This window comes from Microbacterium sp. KHB019, from assembly GCF_037285405.1.
Taxonomy (GTDB): domain Bacteria; phylum Actinomycetota; class Actinomycetes; order Actinomycetales; family Microbacteriaceae; genus Microbacterium.
The window spans coordinates 137,450-151,730 of record NZ_JBBDHF010000003.1 but is presented as its reverse complement, the minus strand read 5'-3'; the positions used below and the strand labels follow the sequence as shown (position 1 = coordinate 151,730).

The window sequence follows — 14,281 nt, the reverse complement described above, 5'->3', positions numbered from 1 at the left end:
GAACAATGATGTGTTGAAGCATTCACAGTGATGCCAGATGAGGAGCGGTGCTTCGTGCTTTTGACGAGTCTTCCCAGCCCCCCACCGTCGTGGGCACAGTTCACCCTCGGGCCGCTCACAATCCACACCTACGCGCTGTGCATCATCGCCGGGATCATCGCCGCCGTGATCATCACCCAACGACGCCTGTCGGCACGAGGCGCGGAGGACGGCGTGGTTGTCGACATCGTCATCTGGGCTGTCCCGATCGGCATCATCGGAGCCCGGTTCTATCACGTGTTCACCCACGTCGGGGACTACTTCTATCCGGGCGCGAACCTCGGGAACATCTTCGCCATCTGGGACGGCGGCAACGCCCTCTACGGGTCCCTCCTGGGCGGCGCTGTCGGTGCGTACATCGGCTGCCGACGAACCGGTATCCGGCTGTGGTCCTTCGCCGACGCTCTCGCGCCCGCGATGCTCATCGCGCAGTCCATGGGTCGGATCGGCAACTACTTCAACCACGAACTCTTCGGGCTGCCCACCACGCTGCCGTGGGGGCTCGAGATCCTGCCGACGGACACCATGTTCCCGGACGGCCTCCCGGCCGGAACGCTGTTCCACCCGCTGTTCCTGTACGAGATCATCTGGAACCTGATCGGCGTGGCGATCATCCTCCTCCTCGAGCGCAGATACCGGTTCCGGTGGGGACGAACCTTCGCCCTCTATATGATCTGGTACGGCCTCGGACGCAGCTGGCTCGAGGCCATCAGGATCGACCCCACCAGCGACGCCCTGTTCGGCATCCCCGCGAACGTCTGGGCATCCGTCGTCGTCGTCGCCCTCGGCATCGCGCTATTCGTCGTCCAGGGGCGACGACACCCCGAACCCGAACCCTCCGTGTACCAAGAAGGACGCGCGCCAGCGGTGGAACATCAGCCCAGCAGCGCAGACGAGAGCTGAACGCCACCCACACCTCCAGCTGTCAGCTAGTTCTGTCTAAGCGATCACGGACACAACGCCTCTTGACGTGGTGCGCCGAAAATCCCTGCCGAGAGGGGTTTCCGAAGATCGTTTGTGGCGCCTCATAAGGAGCCACCGGGCCAGTGACGCCAAAACGATCGTTTCTGGTGTGACGGACGACGGCATGCGGAAGATCATCCGGGTTACCCGACCCGGTTTGCGCCGGGCGTACGCTGATGGTCTCGATCGCGGAAGACAGGACGACGACCATGGGCGACTCGGCACAGGGGCCACGCGGTTCGCTGCTCTATGTGGAGGATGACACGGAGATCGCTGCGCTGACGGTCGAAGTGCTGGAAGAGGTGTACGACGTCGAGCATGCCTCGGACGGCGAGACCGCGCTCCGGTTCGCGCTGAGCAGGCGGTACGACGCGATGGTCGTCGATCGACGTCTGCCCGGCATGGACGGTGTGGATTTCATCCGTGCCGTGCGTACCGCGCACATCACGACGCCGGTCCTGATGCTGACCGCGCTCGGCACCGTGGACGATCGTGTCACCGGTCTCGACGGCGGAGCGAACGACTACCTGGTGAAGCCGTTCGATTACGACGAGCTGCTGGCGCGCCTTCGGGCGCTGCGACGCGCGTTCAGGGCTGATGGGGTACGTCGACGCCTCGGCGAGTGGGTGTTCACGCCGGACGCCCAGGCCGCGTACGATCCATCTGGAATCCGAGTGGCGCTGACGGCGACGGAGAGCGCGCTCCTGGAGCTGTTGAGCACCAGCCCCGAGCACGTGTTCAGTCGGGAGGAGATCCTCCGCGCCGTGTTCCATGAAGGAGATACGACGAGTTCGGTGGATACGTATGTGCACTATGTGCGGCGCAAGACGACTCCCGACATGATCGAGACCGTCCGCGCGCGCGGCTACCGCGCGGGAACACCGTCATGAGCGACGCTGATACCAGGCGCGTGCGACGCGCAGCGCTGTCCATCGGGCTCTGGGTCGGGATCTCGTCTGGTGTGATCGTCGCGATCGGCATCGGGGTGCTGATCGCGGTGGTGCTCTCTACGTCGCGCCGCGAAGGCGAGGAGCACGGCGGCGGCTGGTTCGGCGGTGGTGACGGTGTCAGAGACGACTTCATCGTCGACATCGACGTGGTCGTGCCGACCGTGATCATCCTCGGGTTGATCGGCGTGGTGCTGCTCGGGGTGGTCGCCGCGGTCGCCGCGCGACGGTCGGTCCGCCCGCTCGGGGAGGCGCTGCGTCGGCAGCGGAACTTCGTGGCCGACGCGAGTCACGAGCTCCGCACCCCACTGACGACACTGACAAGCCGTATCCAGGTTCTGCAACGCCGTCATGACCGGGGCGAGGAGCTCGGAGCGGGTCTCACCGACCTGCGGCACGATGCGGACATGATGGCAGACGTGCTCAATGATCTGCTCATTGCTGCGGAGGGGGAATCGCTTGCCGACGGGAACGCGGACGTCGCGACAGCGGCAGCCGCAGCCGTCGCGACGATGACGACGAGCGCGAAGGAGTCCGAGGTCTCCCTCGCGATCACGGTGGAACAGGACGCGGAAGCCCAGTTGCCGGAAGTCACGCTCGTCCGCATCCTGGTCGCGCTGCTCGACAACGCAGTGCAGCACTCCCCCGCCCGCGGCACCGTCTCGATCCACATCGGGAGAGACCGACAGAACGTGACGGTGCGCGTGATCGACGAGGGCTCCGGGATCGAGGGCATCTCCCCGGACCAGGTCTTCGAGCGGTTCGCGCGTCCGCGCGAGAGTGGACGCCCCCGTAGCTTCGGTCTCGGGCTCTCACTCGTGCGGGATGTCGCCCGTCGCGCCGGGGGTTCCATCGAGGTCGAACGGTCGACGGCATCCGGCACGACTTTCCTGCTCACATTGCCGGCTCATGCGTGAACGGGTGCGTATCCTCCGATCGGCGGCGAACCGGCCGTCGTCGTCTGCACGTCCACCATCGTCGCGCCCAGCCAGCGCGTGACGTGGTGCTCATCATCGACGATGATGCCGGTGCGCGACCCCGCAGCCGCGATCCACGAGCGGTTCGCCGGGCCGGCCACCACGGCAGCGGTCGCCCAGACGTCCGCCTGTGTGAGACCGTCGGTCACGATCGTGGCCGACGCGGTGCCTGTCGCGGGCCGGCCGGTGCGGGGATCGAGGATGTGAAGCCCGCGTTCCGCCGTCCCTGAGGTCGCCACCGCACCGTTCGACACGTCGACCACCGCGATCAACTGACCGCGGTCGTGCGGGTCGGCGATTCCCACCGGCCATCGCCAGTCGGCTCCCTCGGCAGTGAACAGCTGCAGGTCTCCTCCGGCGTTGATCCCGACCGCGGTCGCCGCAGCCAGCAGCGGCTCGAGGTGTCGACGGGCAGCCGCTTCCACAGCCCAGCCCTTGACGTATCCCGTCGGGTCGAACCACCCCCGCCACCGAGCAGAGAACAGGCCGCCAGTCTCCTGTTCGGCGCGTTCGCAGGCATCCGCGACCAGCGCGACCCTGCAGTCAGCGTCGGCGACGGAGAGCTCGCCGCGGTGGATGCGGCTGATGTCGGAGTCCGTGCGGTACGTCGAGAAGACCCGGTCGATGTCCCGCAGTTCGTCGAAGCACGCACGCACTGCCCGGTCGGCGCCCACATCGGGTCCCGTTGTCGGAGCGATCAGATGGATGCTCATCGGGATGCCCATGATCTCCTCGACCCAGACCCGCGTCCCCTCATTCGCGGTACGCATCAGCTCTGCGCCTCGTCGATCGCGCTCTGCAGCGACGAGAGATAGCCATCGCTCGTGTAGGTGGCGCCGGACACCATCTGGATTTTGGAGCTCTGCGCCTGGATCGTCTCCGAGACCAGCCTCGGAATAGCGGTCCCGTTGATCTGCCGGTCTCGACCGTTGCTGTTCGGGTAGTCGACCGCCTGCGCATCCGTGATCTCCCCGCCGGAGACGGTGATCTGCACCTGCACCGGCCCGAAGCGGGTCTGCGACGATGCGCCGGTGTAGGTTCCGTCGGCAAGGCCGGTGCCAGACGTGGTTCCCGAGCTCGACGTGGTTCCCGAGCCGCTCGCGCCGGTGTCGGCGGTCGTCGACGAACTGCCCGCTGTCGCCGCACTGGCGTCGGTCGGGGTGACCGCCTCCAGAGACGTTCGGTAGCTGAACAGCAGCACGAGGCCGCTGACGGTCGCGAGCAGCGTGTAGAGGATCTTCTTCATGGCCGTCTCCCTGCTCAGATCGTGAACGATTCGGAATGGATGCGATGGGCGGGGAACCCGGCGTCAACCAGGTCGCGCCGGAGGTCTTTCATCCAGGCCTCAGCGCCACAGATGAAGACGTCGTGGTCCTTCGGCTCCGGCACGAGATGGTGGAGGAGATCTGCGCCCGACCACGCCTCGTGAGTGGCAGGGATCCAGCTCGACGCGCCCGACGAACGCGGGCCGACGAACGGCAGGTACCTCAGGCCCCGGGTGCTGATGAGGTGAGCGATGGCCTCCTGTCGAAGAGCGTCCTCTGCGGCGGACTCCCGGGTGATGAGCATCGCGTCTCCTGGTCCGTAGCCTTCCGTCTCGAGCAGCGAGACGAGCGGTGCGACCCCGGCGCCGGCGCCGATCATGAGCAGCTTCGTCCCGGTCCGCCGCTCGCCGGTCATCTCCCCGTATGGTCCTTCCACGATGACCCGGGTGCCGGAGCGCAGCGCGGTAAGCCGGCGTGTGCCGTCCCCCACCACACGGGCGGTCAACGTCAGCTCGCTTCCCGGCGCAGCGGAGAGCGAGAACGGGTGTCCGCGGGTCCAGCCGGGCCCGTCGAGGAATCGCCAGACGAAGAACTGACCGGCCCGGGCACCGAGCGTCGGAAGGTCGCGACCCGTGACTCGGATGGTGACGCCCCGAGCACCGTCCGCCTCGACCCCTGCCACACGCAGCGCACGACGTGTGGACCGCAGCAGCGGCATCCCGATGCGGAACACCAGCACCGATCCCGCGGCGAGGGCCCAGATCGACCACCAGTAGGCGGTCGCGATCGGCGAGGACAGGAAGTCGGCGCCCGTCCACAGCTGGTGCGGCAGCGCGAGCCCGACGCCCAGGTAGGCGTAGAGGTGCAGGAGATGCCAGGACTCGTACCGCAGGCGACGACGAGCGCGCCGGATGGAGGTGACGACCACGAGCAGGATCAGCAGCGTGCCGGCCGTGGCTAGGAGCATGCCCGGGTAGTCCCAGATGAAGCTCCACAGCTGGACGAGCGGGTTGATGCCGGCCGCCATCGCGTAGCCCACCGCGAGCAGCGCGATGTGCGCGCCCATCAACCAGAACGACCAGAATCCGACGAAGCGATGCAGCCGCGTGATCCCGTCGCGACCGAATCCGCGCTCGAACAGCGGGACGCGTGCCATCAGCAGCACTTGATAGAGCAACAGGTTCGCCGCGACCAGCCCGGTGAGGCGTCCGAGCGACGTGATGGTCTCGGCGTTGACCCCCAGGACTGCGGTCACTCCACCACTGGCGACCCACAGAGCCACGACGAACAGGCTGGTCGCCCAGATCACCGTGATCGCCGCTGCACGCCAGAGCTGCGCGCGGCCATGGGCTGCCCGCCGTGGCTCAGGGGAAGCGGCGGGGACGGAAGCACGCGGTCTCGTCGTCAGAGTGGTCATAGGGGAATCGTGCTGCGCCGACTCTGAGACAGGTCTAAGGAACGGCTCCCGATAGGCAACTCATAGCTGTCTCTCAGGCAACGCCACTCGTCCCGAGCAGCGTGCCGATCGCGAACGTGACCACCAGCGCGATCGCCCCACCGAGCACCACCCTGATCGTGGGCCTCAGCGCGGGGTTCCCGCCGATCCTCGCGCTGACGAATCCGGTCAGCGCGAGCGCCAGCAGCACCACCGCGAAAGCGACCGGCACCCGGATCTCGGGAGGCGGGAGCAGTATCGCCAAGAGCGGAAGCAGCGCTCCGAGTGCGAAGGCAAGTGCGGAGGCCCCCGCCGCCGCCCACGGACTGACCACCTGGTTCTCCGTGATGCCTAGTTCCGCTTCGAGGTGCGCGGTCAGCGGGTCGTGCGCGGTGAGCTCCTCCGCAACGAGGCGTGCGGTCGCCGGGCTAAGTCCTTTCGCCTGATAGATGCTCGCCAGCTCCTCGAGCTCGGTAGCCGGATCATCGGCCAGCTCGCCTCGTTCCTTCTCGATCAGAGCCCGTTGGCTGTCTCGCTGGCTGCTCACCGACACGTACTCCCCGAGCGCCATCGAGATCGCACCGCCGACGAGACCGGCGACACCCGCGGCGAGCAGCGTCGCGGAATCGGTCGTCGCCCCCGCGACACCGACGACGAGCGACGCGACCGACACGATGCCGTCGTTCGCGCCGAGCACTCCGGCTCTGAGCCAGTTGAGCCGCCCAGCGAGATCGCCGCGGTGGGGTTCACCCGGATGCGTCGCCAACATCATCGCCCCGTTCTTTCTCCCGGCGCGGCTATGGAAGGCACATCCCGACGTAGGTCGAGCTCTGCGTGCGCGGAATGCCACTTCGTGAGAGGTCGAGTCATCGGACAAGAGTACGCCCGCCACAAACGCGCGCTCCGCAGCTCGACCGCTAGCAAGTCCGGTCGCGGCACCAACCGAAGGCCCATGCCAGAACGGGGTTCCGGCTCCCGTTAGCGGCGACCGCCCCGGCAACCAAGTGATACCGCGCCGGAAACGATCGTTTCCGGCAGGTGGCCACACCGACTACATGAGTGCGCGCGTGTCGCGTTCCCAAGCCTGCGTCGCCATCTGCACGGCATCCCACGGGGAGCCGAGCGGCGGCGTGTACGAGAGATCGAGGTCGCTCATCCCAGCCACCGTCATACCGTGATGCAGAGCTGTCGCGTAGGTGTCGACGCGCTTGGCGATTTCCGCGCCTCGTGTGCCGACGAGCTGTGCGCCGAGCAGGCGGCCGTCGTGGCTGTCTCCGGTGATGCGGATGCTGATGGGGGTGGCTCCGGGGTAGTAGCGCTTGTGGTCGTCGGCAATGGCGATGTGGCTGTGGGGGGCGTAGTTTGCGGCGGCGGCTTCGTGATCGCGGAGGCCGGTGCGTGCGGCTACGACGTCGAAGACCTTCACGACCTGGGTGCCGAGGCTGCCGGTGAACCGAGCGTTGCCGCCGATCGCATTCTCTCCGGCTACACGGCCTTGTTTATGGGAAGTGGTGCCTAGGGGGAGGTAGGTGACGCCGAGGAGGCGGTGGTGGGTGACCACGCCGTCGCCGGCTGCCCAGACGTTCGGCAGGCCGGTGCGCATGTGCTCGTCGACGACGACCGCGCCGCCCGCGCCCGTGGTCGCGCCGGCTGCGGTGAGCAGGCTGGTGTTGGGGCGCACGCCCACGACGACGAGCACGAGGTCGGCGCTGCGGGTGAAAGCGTCACCGTCGCGGATGCCGGTCACGGTGAGCCGGCCCGCGTCGCGGGTGACAGCTTCGATTCGCGTTCCGGTGAGCACGTCGACGCCGTGGCGGGTGAGTTCGTCGCGGACGAGGGAGCCGAGTTCGGGGTCGAGGGTGGAGAGCACTTCGGGGCCGCGTTGGAGTTGGGTGACGTGCAGGCCCCGGACGGTGAGGGCTTCGGCCATTTCGAGGCCGACGTAGCCGGCTCCGACGATGATCGCGGTTTCGGGCTGGTGCTCGTCGAGGTAGCGCTCCAGGGCGAAGGTGTCGCCCATCGAGTGCAGCAGGTGCACGCCGTCGTCGGGGCCGAGCTGGTCGAGGCCGGCGATGCCGGCGGTGGACGGGGATGCTCCGGTGCCGACCATGAGTTCGTCGTAGGCGATCGTCGATTCGGTGCCTGCGGCGTCGCGGACGGTGAGCGTGCGCCCGTCGACGTCGATGCCGGTGGCGAGAGTGTCCAGGCGCAGGTTCATGCCGGTGGCTTCGAGGTCGGCGTGCGTGCGGTGCGCGAGGGATTGCCAGGGCTGCACTTCGCGGGAGAAGTAGTAGGGGATGCCGCAGATGGAGAAGTTCGGGTAGGCGTCGGCCACGACGACGGTGACGTCGACGGAGGGGTCGAGTTCGCGGGCGCGCAGGGCGGTGGAGATTCCGGCGTCGCTTCCGCCGATCGCTACGAGGTGCATGGGGTGCCTTTCAGGACGTGGTTTCGGGTTGCGTGGGCACCACGACGTCGCTCGCGGTGCGCGCGGCGGTCGGGTAGAAGACGAGCAGCACCGCGAGCCCGAGGGCCGCGCCGATGAGTTGGGCGAGGATGAACGGGGTCACGGAGGCGGGGGCGATGCCGGCGAACGTGTCGGTGAACATGCGGGCGATGGTCACGGCGGGGTTGGCGAACGATGTGGAGCTGGTGAACCAGTACGCGGCCCCGATGTAGGCGCCGACCGCGGCCGCGGTCACCGAGGCTTTCCCTGTGCGGGCGAGAGCGAAGATCAGTAGCACGAGCCCGGCGGTGGCGACCACTTCTCCGACCAGGTGCCCGCCGGTCGCGCGGTCGGTCCCGGAGAGCGCCGGTGCGGTGTCGAACATCACCCCGGCCAGGAGGGTGCCGGCGATGCCTCCGAGGATCTGCGCGGCGATGTACGGGGCGAGGTCGCGCAACGGCAGGCCAGTGCCTTTGCGGCGTCCGAGCAGCCAGTCCGCGAGTGACACCAAGGGGTTGAAGTGTGCCCCCGATACCGGGCCGAGCATGAGGATCAGCACCGCCAGCCCGAGGGCCGTGGTCAGGCTGTTCTCGAGGAGCTGTAGCCCCACATCATCCGGCGAGAGCCGTTGCGCGGCGATCCCCGACCCGACGACGACGGTGACGAGCAGGCCCGTGCCGACGAACTCCGCAGCGGCACGGCGCAGCACATGAGGCCGAGCCTCTGACGGGTGGGATGAAGTGTGAGTGGTGATTTCCATGTCGGCTCATCTTGACCCGAACGAGGTAGATCAGTCAACATTGAATCAATGAACACTGAACGAATCGACACGGTGGAAGCCCGCGCTGCCCGGCACGCGGCGTTGAGCGATCCGTCGCGCCTGCGGATCGTGGACCTCCTGACGCTGGGTGACCTGTCGCCGTCGGAGATTCGGACGGTGCTGGGTATGCCAGGAAATCTCGTTGCTCACCACCTGAACGTGCTGGAGGCGGCGGGCATGGTGGCTCGGTCCCGGTCCGAAGCGGACAAGCGACGCAGCTACGCCCACCTGACCGACACCGCACTCCAGGGCCTCACTCCCGGCCGCGTCGAGCGGGCGAGCCGGGTGGTGTTCGTGTGCACGGCGAACTCGGCCAGATCTCAATTGGCCGCGGCGCTGTGGTCGACCCGCAGCAGCATCCTCGCCGCGTCCGGCGGCACCCACCCCGCAGAGCGGATCGACCCCGGCGCGATCGCCGCGGCGGACCGTCACGCGCTCAACCTTCCCGACGAATCGCCTCGGGCGTTGGAGACGGTGTTGACCGGTTCAGATTTCGTGGTCACCGTGTGCGACAACGCGCACGAAGAACTCGGTGTGACCGGACAGCTGCACTGGTCGATCCCCGACCCGGTGCGCGTCGGCACCGATGACGCCTTCGACACTGCTTACGACGAGCTGGAGCGCCGGATCACGGAACTCGCGCCCCGGATCGCCGCCGCCTGACCCACCCAGAAAGAGAACCCGTGACTGACACCACTCCGACCGTCCTGTTCATCTGCCAGCACAACGCCGGCCGCTCCCAGCTCGGCGCCGCACTCCTGGAGCACTTGGCCGGCGACCGGTTCACCGCGACGTCGGCGGGACTGTCGCCCGCAGGCGAAGTGAACCCCGCCGTGGCCGCAACGGTCGCTGAGCTGGGCATGAACATCACCGACCGCGTGCCCCGCGCGGTCACCGCGGAAGACCTGGATCAGGCGGACATCGTGGTTTTGATGAAGCCCGGCCTCGATCTGCCTTCCACACCCCGCGGCGAGGTCCTGGAGTGGTCCTTCCCCAACCCCGAGGCCTGGGACGCCGAGGCCGTGCGACCGCTGCGCGACGCCGTCTCTGACAAGATCCAGACCACGCTCCTGGCACGCTGAGCAACGAGACGGGGGGCGGATCGCTGATGCGACCCGCCCCTTCTCGTATGTCTGGTCAGACGGTAGCCGCAGCGCGTCCGATCTGGAGCGCCTGAGCCGGCGGGGCACAGCAGGCACCGTCGAGCGATGCCCCGGAAGCGTCGAACAGGCCGGCGCCGCCGCACACGCCCGTGTCGGGCAGCACCAGCTCTACTCGGCGGGCGGACTCATGGTCACCCGCGAGCTCCGCGACGACGCTGCGCACCTGCTCGTACCCGGTGAGGGCGAGGAAGGTCGGTGCCCGCCCGTAGGACTTCGCACCAACGAGGTAGAAGTCAGGTTCCGGCTGCGCGAGGTCGGTAGCCCCGGTCGCCGCAACCGAACCACAGGAGTGCACGTTCGGGTCGACCTCCGCGGCGATCCGCACCGGGGCCTGCAACGTGGGGTCCAGCTCCAATCGCAACTCTGACAGGAATGACAGGTCGGGACGGAACCCGGTGAGCACGACGACGCGATCGGCGGTGAGCGTGCGGCCGTCTTCTGCGACCAGGACCGGCCGGTCCCCGTCCGTTGTGACGCGCTCGACACGGAACCCGGTCACGAGGGACACCAGGCCAGCGTCGACGAACTCCTTCGCCTTGATCCCCAGCGCGCCCCGTGCCGGCAGTTCGTCGGCTTCACCGCCACCGAACGTGTTTCCCGCGGTGGCGCGGCGCAGCGCCCACGTCACCGACGTGTTCGGGTCACGGCGCGTCATGCGAGCCAGCGCGAGGACCGCCGTCACGGCCGAATGCCCGGACCCGATCACGACCGTGTGCTTCCCCTCGAACCCCTCCCGGTCCCGGAAGTCGGGGATGCGATACGACAGCACCCCGGCGGCGGCCCGCTCGCCCAGCGCGGGTAGACCATCTGCGCCCGCGGGGTTGGGTGAGGCCCACGTGCCGGAGGCGTCGATCACCGCGCGCGCCTGCAACCGGTACTCCTCTCCCTCGCTCGGCTGCACGTGCACGGTGAACGGCTGATCACCCCGGCCGGCGTCAACGAGACGGTCACGGCCCAGACGGGACACCCCGACAACCCGAGCGTCGTATCGAACACGATCACCGAGTTCGGCAGCAAGCGGCGCGAGATAGCCACTGATCCACTGCGCACCGGTCGGATACCCAGTCGTCGGCGCTGCCCATCCGGTGGGCTCGAGAATCCGCGCCCCGGCCGCGTCGATCAGCTCCGGCCACTCCGAGAACAGGCGCACATGCCCCCACTCGGCAACTGCCGAGGCTGGGCCAGCTCCAGCCTCCAGCACCATGACCGGCATCTCCCGTTCGACCAAGTGGGCTGCGGCTGCGAGCCCTTGCGGGCCGGCACCGATCACGACGACAGGCAACGCACTATCCATCACAGTCACTCCTCTATGCATCGACAAACCTCGATGCATAGAGAATCGTCGATGTATCGACGAATGTCAATGTGACGTGCCAGAATAGTTGCATGCCCACAACACTTCCCCTCCTCTCAACGGACGCTGCAGTGTGCTGCTCGCCGGTCACCGGCGGGGTGTTGACTACGGACGAGGCTGAGCGAATCGCTCACACTTTCAAGGCTCTGAGCGACCCCACCCGTGTGCGACTTCTCTCGTTGATCGCCGCGTCCGGCGACGGAGAAGCCTGCATCTGCGATCTCACCGCGCCCGTCGGCCTGTCCCAGCCGACCGTCTCCCACCACATGAAACTGCTCGTCGACGCGGGTCTTGCCACTCGCGAGCAACGCGGTCGCTGGGCCTACTACCGCGTCGTGACCGACGCACTCGAACAGGCCTCCCGCACGCTGCGCCCATGAGCGACATTCTCATCCGATCGATGACCGCCGCCGACTGGACGCCTGTAGAGTCCATCTACCGCGAAGGCATCGACACCGGCAACGCGACCTTTGAGACGGATCCGCCAACCTGGCAGGTCTTCGACGCGAGGAAACTCGCCCTCGGACGGTTAGTAGCTGAAAACGCTGCCGGGGCGGTCATCGGATGGGTGGCTGCCTCACCCGTATCGTCTCGCAAGGTCTACCGGGGCGTGGTCGAGCACTCGGTATATGTCGCGAACCAGGCCCAGGGGCACGGCGTGGGTGCCGCACTCCTCGACTCGTTCCTCCGAGCTGCAGACGGCGCCGGGGTATGGACGGTGCAATCGAGCATCTTTCCGGATAACCCCGCCAGTCTTGCCCTCCACGAACGAGCCGGTTTCCGGCGCGTGGGCCACCGGGAACGCATCGCCCTCATGACCTACGGCCCCTGGACGGGGCAGTGGCGCGACACCATCCTCGTCGAACGACGTCGATCCAGCTAGCTGTATGAGGCCAGGACGTTGTTGACGCGAATTGGCACGAGCGTGGCCGGCGGCTGACCGTCCGCGGCACCGTGCGGGCGGTGGTAGTTGTAGTGCAGGTTCCAGCGCTCGAGGGCGTTGGCGCGTTCGTCTTCTGAGGTCCATGTCCGTGCATAGAGGAACTCTTCGGCAAGGATCCGGTTGTACCGCTCGATCTTTCCGTTGTGGCGGGGCGTGTAGGGCGTGATCCGTTGGTGCCGCGACCCGGCCAGTGCATCGGCGAACGCTGAGGCGCGGTAACAGGATCCGTTGTCGGTCACGATCCGTTCGATGTGCGTGATGCCATGAGCCGCGAACCATGCCCGCGCTCGCGCGAGGAACGCAACGGCCGTCGCGGCCTGCTCGTTCGGCAAAGCCTCGGTGTACGCGAGGCGTGAGTAGCCGTCAATCGCTGAGTGGAGGTAGACGTAGCCGGCTCGCGTGCCGCGGGTTTTCGTCCGCGCGACGGCGCGAGCTTCCGGGCTGTCCTTGCCATGAGCCCGCCATCCGCCGCCATCGGGGATTCGGCCGACCTTCTTGACGTCCAGGTGAACCATGTGGCCGGGGCACCGAGCGACAATCTTCCTCGCTTCGCGGTTACTTTCCCCGGTCGGGTCGATGAAGCGGCGCCGGTTGAGCTGCAGGTCGGTGAGGATGCGACTCACCGTGCGCCGACTGATCTGAATGCCGACCTGTTCGAGCTCGAACGTGATCCGAGCCGCTGACCACTTGTGCTCGCGCCGCATGCGTTCGACTTCGCGAACAACGACGTTGGGGGTGGCTGTCGGGGATTGCTTAGGCGTCGATGAGCGGTCGAGCAGACCGACCTCACCGAACTCACGATGGCGATGGACCCACTTTGACGCGGTAGCGCGGGAGATTCCCATCTCAGCTGCCACGTGAGCGATCGGCCGGGTCTTGCAACGCTCGACCAGCCGCCGACGTCCCTCGACTGACAGTGGCGAGTTGCGGTGAGTCATGCACGTCCTTCGAAGAATGTTCCAGTCGAGTCGCTGAGTCCCGGACCAAGCCCCCCATTCAGCCGTCGGCTACTGACCCTCGTGGTCGCCGCCTGACACGCCGAGCCCGACGTTCGTGGTGTCGCAGCAGGCCTCCGGCGATTCGGAACTGGCTCGACGCCGCCTATGGGCGGCGCCAAGGGCGAGTACTACGAGGAGGGAGATGACCGCGAGCGCCGCGATCGGCGCCGTGTGAGCCTGAACCCAGCCGGACAGGGTCGTTGAGAGCCTGGCGACACCGCCGGCACGGCCGGTCGCGACGAGGTTGTTGTCGGCGGTGGCGGCGGGCCACCAGTACCACGCGAGGTAGACGCCGGTGAGCAGCAAGACGGCGCCGGTGATCCGGGGGCCATAACTCCCGAGGCGTGCGACGTGGCGGGTTAGGCCGGTACCCGCGGCGGTGGTCGCGAGTGCGAGCAGCAGCAGGATGCTGGCTAAGCCGGCGGCGTAGACACCGAAGACCAGCAGCAGCCCCGCGTAGCTGGCGGTGGCCTGTGCCTGGGCGATGACAGCAAGGATCACTCCGAAGGTGCACGACAGGGAGGCGAGGGCGTAGCCGATCCCGAAGACCAGCATCCGGGCGGTTGGCGGGAGGCCTTCGGTTGCTCGGCCGGTGATCCGGGGCAACCGCACGGAGATCGAACGGCCGGCCAGCATCCACAGGCCGAGGAGCACCAGTAGGACGCCTACGGCGAGACCGAGTTTGGGCGCTGCCTGGATCAGGCCCCGAGCCCCGGCGCTCACCAGCAGGCCCGCAGCTGCGAGGGTGCCGGCGAACCCGATCGCCAGTGCGATTCCGGACCGCAGGGCCCTCAGCAGCCGCACCGGGACGGGCGAGGCGTCAGCGTCGCCGAGGGTCTGGCTGATCCAGGCCGGCAGCAGCGCGAACCCGCATGGGTTGACCGGCGCCACCATGCCGGCGGCGAAGGCGAGGCTGAGCAATCCGCCCATG

16 protein-coding genes are annotated in these 14,281 nt (G+C 67.7%); 7 read left to right on the top strand and 9 right to left on the bottom strand.

The window, feature by feature from the left end; translation table 11 throughout:
- Positions 1 to 30 precede the first annotated feature (30 nt).
- The 3 genes from lgt to KHB019_RS11955 all read left to right on the top strand — a co-directional run bounded on the left by lgt (position 31) and on the right by KHB019_RS11955 (position 2,866).
- Entirely contained in the window at positions 31 to 942 is a 912-nt protein-coding gene (gene lgt / locus KHB019_RS11965; protein ID WP_042538259.1) for a prolipoprotein diacylglyceryl transferase, read from the top strand.
- A gap of 269 nt (positions 943 to 1,211) precedes the next feature.
- Positions 1,212 to 1,892, top strand: a complete 681-nt coding sequence (locus KHB019_RS11960) for a response regulator transcription factor (protein ID WP_337459061.1) — start codon at positions 1,212 to 1,214, stop codon at positions 1,890 to 1,892.
- Entirely contained in the window at positions 1,889 to 2,866 is a 978-nt protein-coding gene (locus tag KHB019_RS11955) for a sensor histidine kinase (RefSeq protein WP_062635612.1), read from the top strand. Before KHB019_RS11960 ends, KHB019_RS11955 begins: the two co-directional genes overlap by 4 nt.
- Here KHB019_RS11955 and KHB019_RS11950 read toward each other — a convergent pair.
- From KHB019_RS11950 to KHB019_RS11925, 6 genes are all read right to left on the bottom strand, one after another.
- Positions 2,857 to 3,696, bottom strand: coding sequence for an FAD:protein FMN transferase (locus tag KHB019_RS11950; protein WP_337459060.1), 840 nt, complete (start codon positions 3,694 to 3,696; stop codon positions 2,857 to 2,859). The genes KHB019_RS11955 and KHB019_RS11950 overlap by 10 nt on opposite strands.
- Complete coding sequence (locus tag KHB019_RS11945) at positions 3,696 to 4,172, bottom strand: FMN-binding protein (protein ID WP_337459059.1); 477 nt, start codon at positions 4,170 to 4,172, stop codon at positions 3,696 to 3,698. Before KHB019_RS11945 ends, KHB019_RS11950 begins: the two co-directional genes overlap by 1 nt.
- A 14-nt stretch (positions 4,173 to 4,186) precedes the next feature.
- Positions 4,187 to 5,608, bottom strand: coding sequence for a ferredoxin reductase family protein (locus KHB019_RS11940; protein ID WP_337459058.1), 1,422 nt, complete (start codon positions 5,606 to 5,608; stop codon positions 4,187 to 4,189).
- A 73-nt stretch (positions 5,609 to 5,681) separates the two neighbouring features.
- Positions 5,682 to 6,398, bottom strand: a complete 717-nt coding sequence (locus KHB019_RS11935) for a VIT1/CCC1 transporter family protein (protein WP_157523996.1) — start codon at positions 6,396 to 6,398, stop codon at positions 5,682 to 5,684.
- A 279-nt stretch (positions 6,399 to 6,677) separates the two neighbouring features.
- Positions 6,678 to 8,054, bottom strand: a complete 1,377-nt coding sequence (locus tag KHB019_RS11930) for an FAD-dependent oxidoreductase (protein WP_337459057.1) — start codon at positions 8,052 to 8,054, stop codon at positions 6,678 to 6,680.
- 10 nt (positions 8,055 to 8,064) lie between these two features.
- Complete coding sequence (locus tag KHB019_RS11925) at positions 8,065 to 8,826, bottom strand: MIP/aquaporin family protein (RefSeq protein WP_443193212.1); 762 nt, start codon at positions 8,824 to 8,826, stop codon at positions 8,065 to 8,067.
- Between the two features lie 54 nt (positions 8,827 to 8,880).
- Here KHB019_RS11925 and KHB019_RS11920 point away from each other — a divergent pair, with 54 nt between their 5' ends.
- Positions 8,881 to 9,555, top strand: a complete 675-nt coding sequence (locus tag KHB019_RS11920; RefSeq protein WP_337459055.1) for an arsenate reductase/protein-tyrosine-phosphatase family protein — start codon at positions 8,881 to 8,883, stop codon at positions 9,553 to 9,555.
- A gap of 20 nt (positions 9,556 to 9,575) precedes the next feature.
- Positions 9,576 to 9,974, top strand: coding sequence for an arsenate-mycothiol transferase ArsC (locus KHB019_RS11915; protein WP_337459054.1), 399 nt, complete (start codon positions 9,576 to 9,578; stop codon positions 9,972 to 9,974).
- A gap of 55 nt (positions 9,975 to 10,029) precedes the next feature.
- Here KHB019_RS11915 and KHB019_RS11910 read toward each other — a convergent pair whose 3' ends face one another.
- Complete coding sequence (locus KHB019_RS11910; protein ID WP_337459053.1) at positions 10,030 to 11,349, bottom strand: FAD-dependent oxidoreductase; 1,320 nt, start codon at positions 11,347 to 11,349, stop codon at positions 10,030 to 10,032.
- A 92-nt stretch (positions 11,350 to 11,441) separates the two neighbouring features.
- Here KHB019_RS11910 and KHB019_RS11905 point away from each other — a divergent pair, with 92 nt between their 5' ends.
- Together KHB019_RS11905 and KHB019_RS11900 are read left to right on the top strand one after the other, a co-directional pair.
- The gene (locus tag KHB019_RS11905) at positions 11,442 to 11,789 is read left to right on the top strand and encodes an ArsR/SmtB family transcription factor (RefSeq protein WP_337459052.1); all 348 of its coding nucleotides are present in this window, start codon (positions 11,442 to 11,444) and stop codon (positions 11,787 to 11,789) included.
- Positions 11,786 to 12,292: a GNAT family N-acetyltransferase gene (locus tag KHB019_RS11900; RefSeq protein WP_337459051.1), complete on the top strand. Its 507-nt coding sequence runs from the start codon at positions 11,786 to 11,788 to the stop codon at positions 12,290 to 12,292. The genes KHB019_RS11905 and KHB019_RS11900 overlap by 4 nt, the downstream gene beginning before the upstream one ends.
- On the opposite strand, the gene KHB019_RS11895 is transcribed toward KHB019_RS11900, so the two are convergent.
- Positions 12,289 to 13,290: an IS481 family transposase gene (locus KHB019_RS11895; RefSeq protein WP_175338888.1), complete on the bottom strand. Its 1,002-nt coding sequence runs from the start codon at positions 13,288 to 13,290 to the stop codon at positions 12,289 to 12,291. The genes KHB019_RS11900 and KHB019_RS11895 overlap by 4 nt on opposite strands.
- A gap of 69 nt (positions 13,291 to 13,359) precedes the next feature.
- Positions 13,360 to 14,280, bottom strand: coding sequence for a cytochrome c biogenesis CcdA family protein (locus KHB019_RS11890; protein ID WP_337459050.1), 921 nt, complete (start codon positions 14,278 to 14,280; stop codon positions 13,360 to 13,362).
- Position 14,281: the final 1 nt, after the last annotated feature.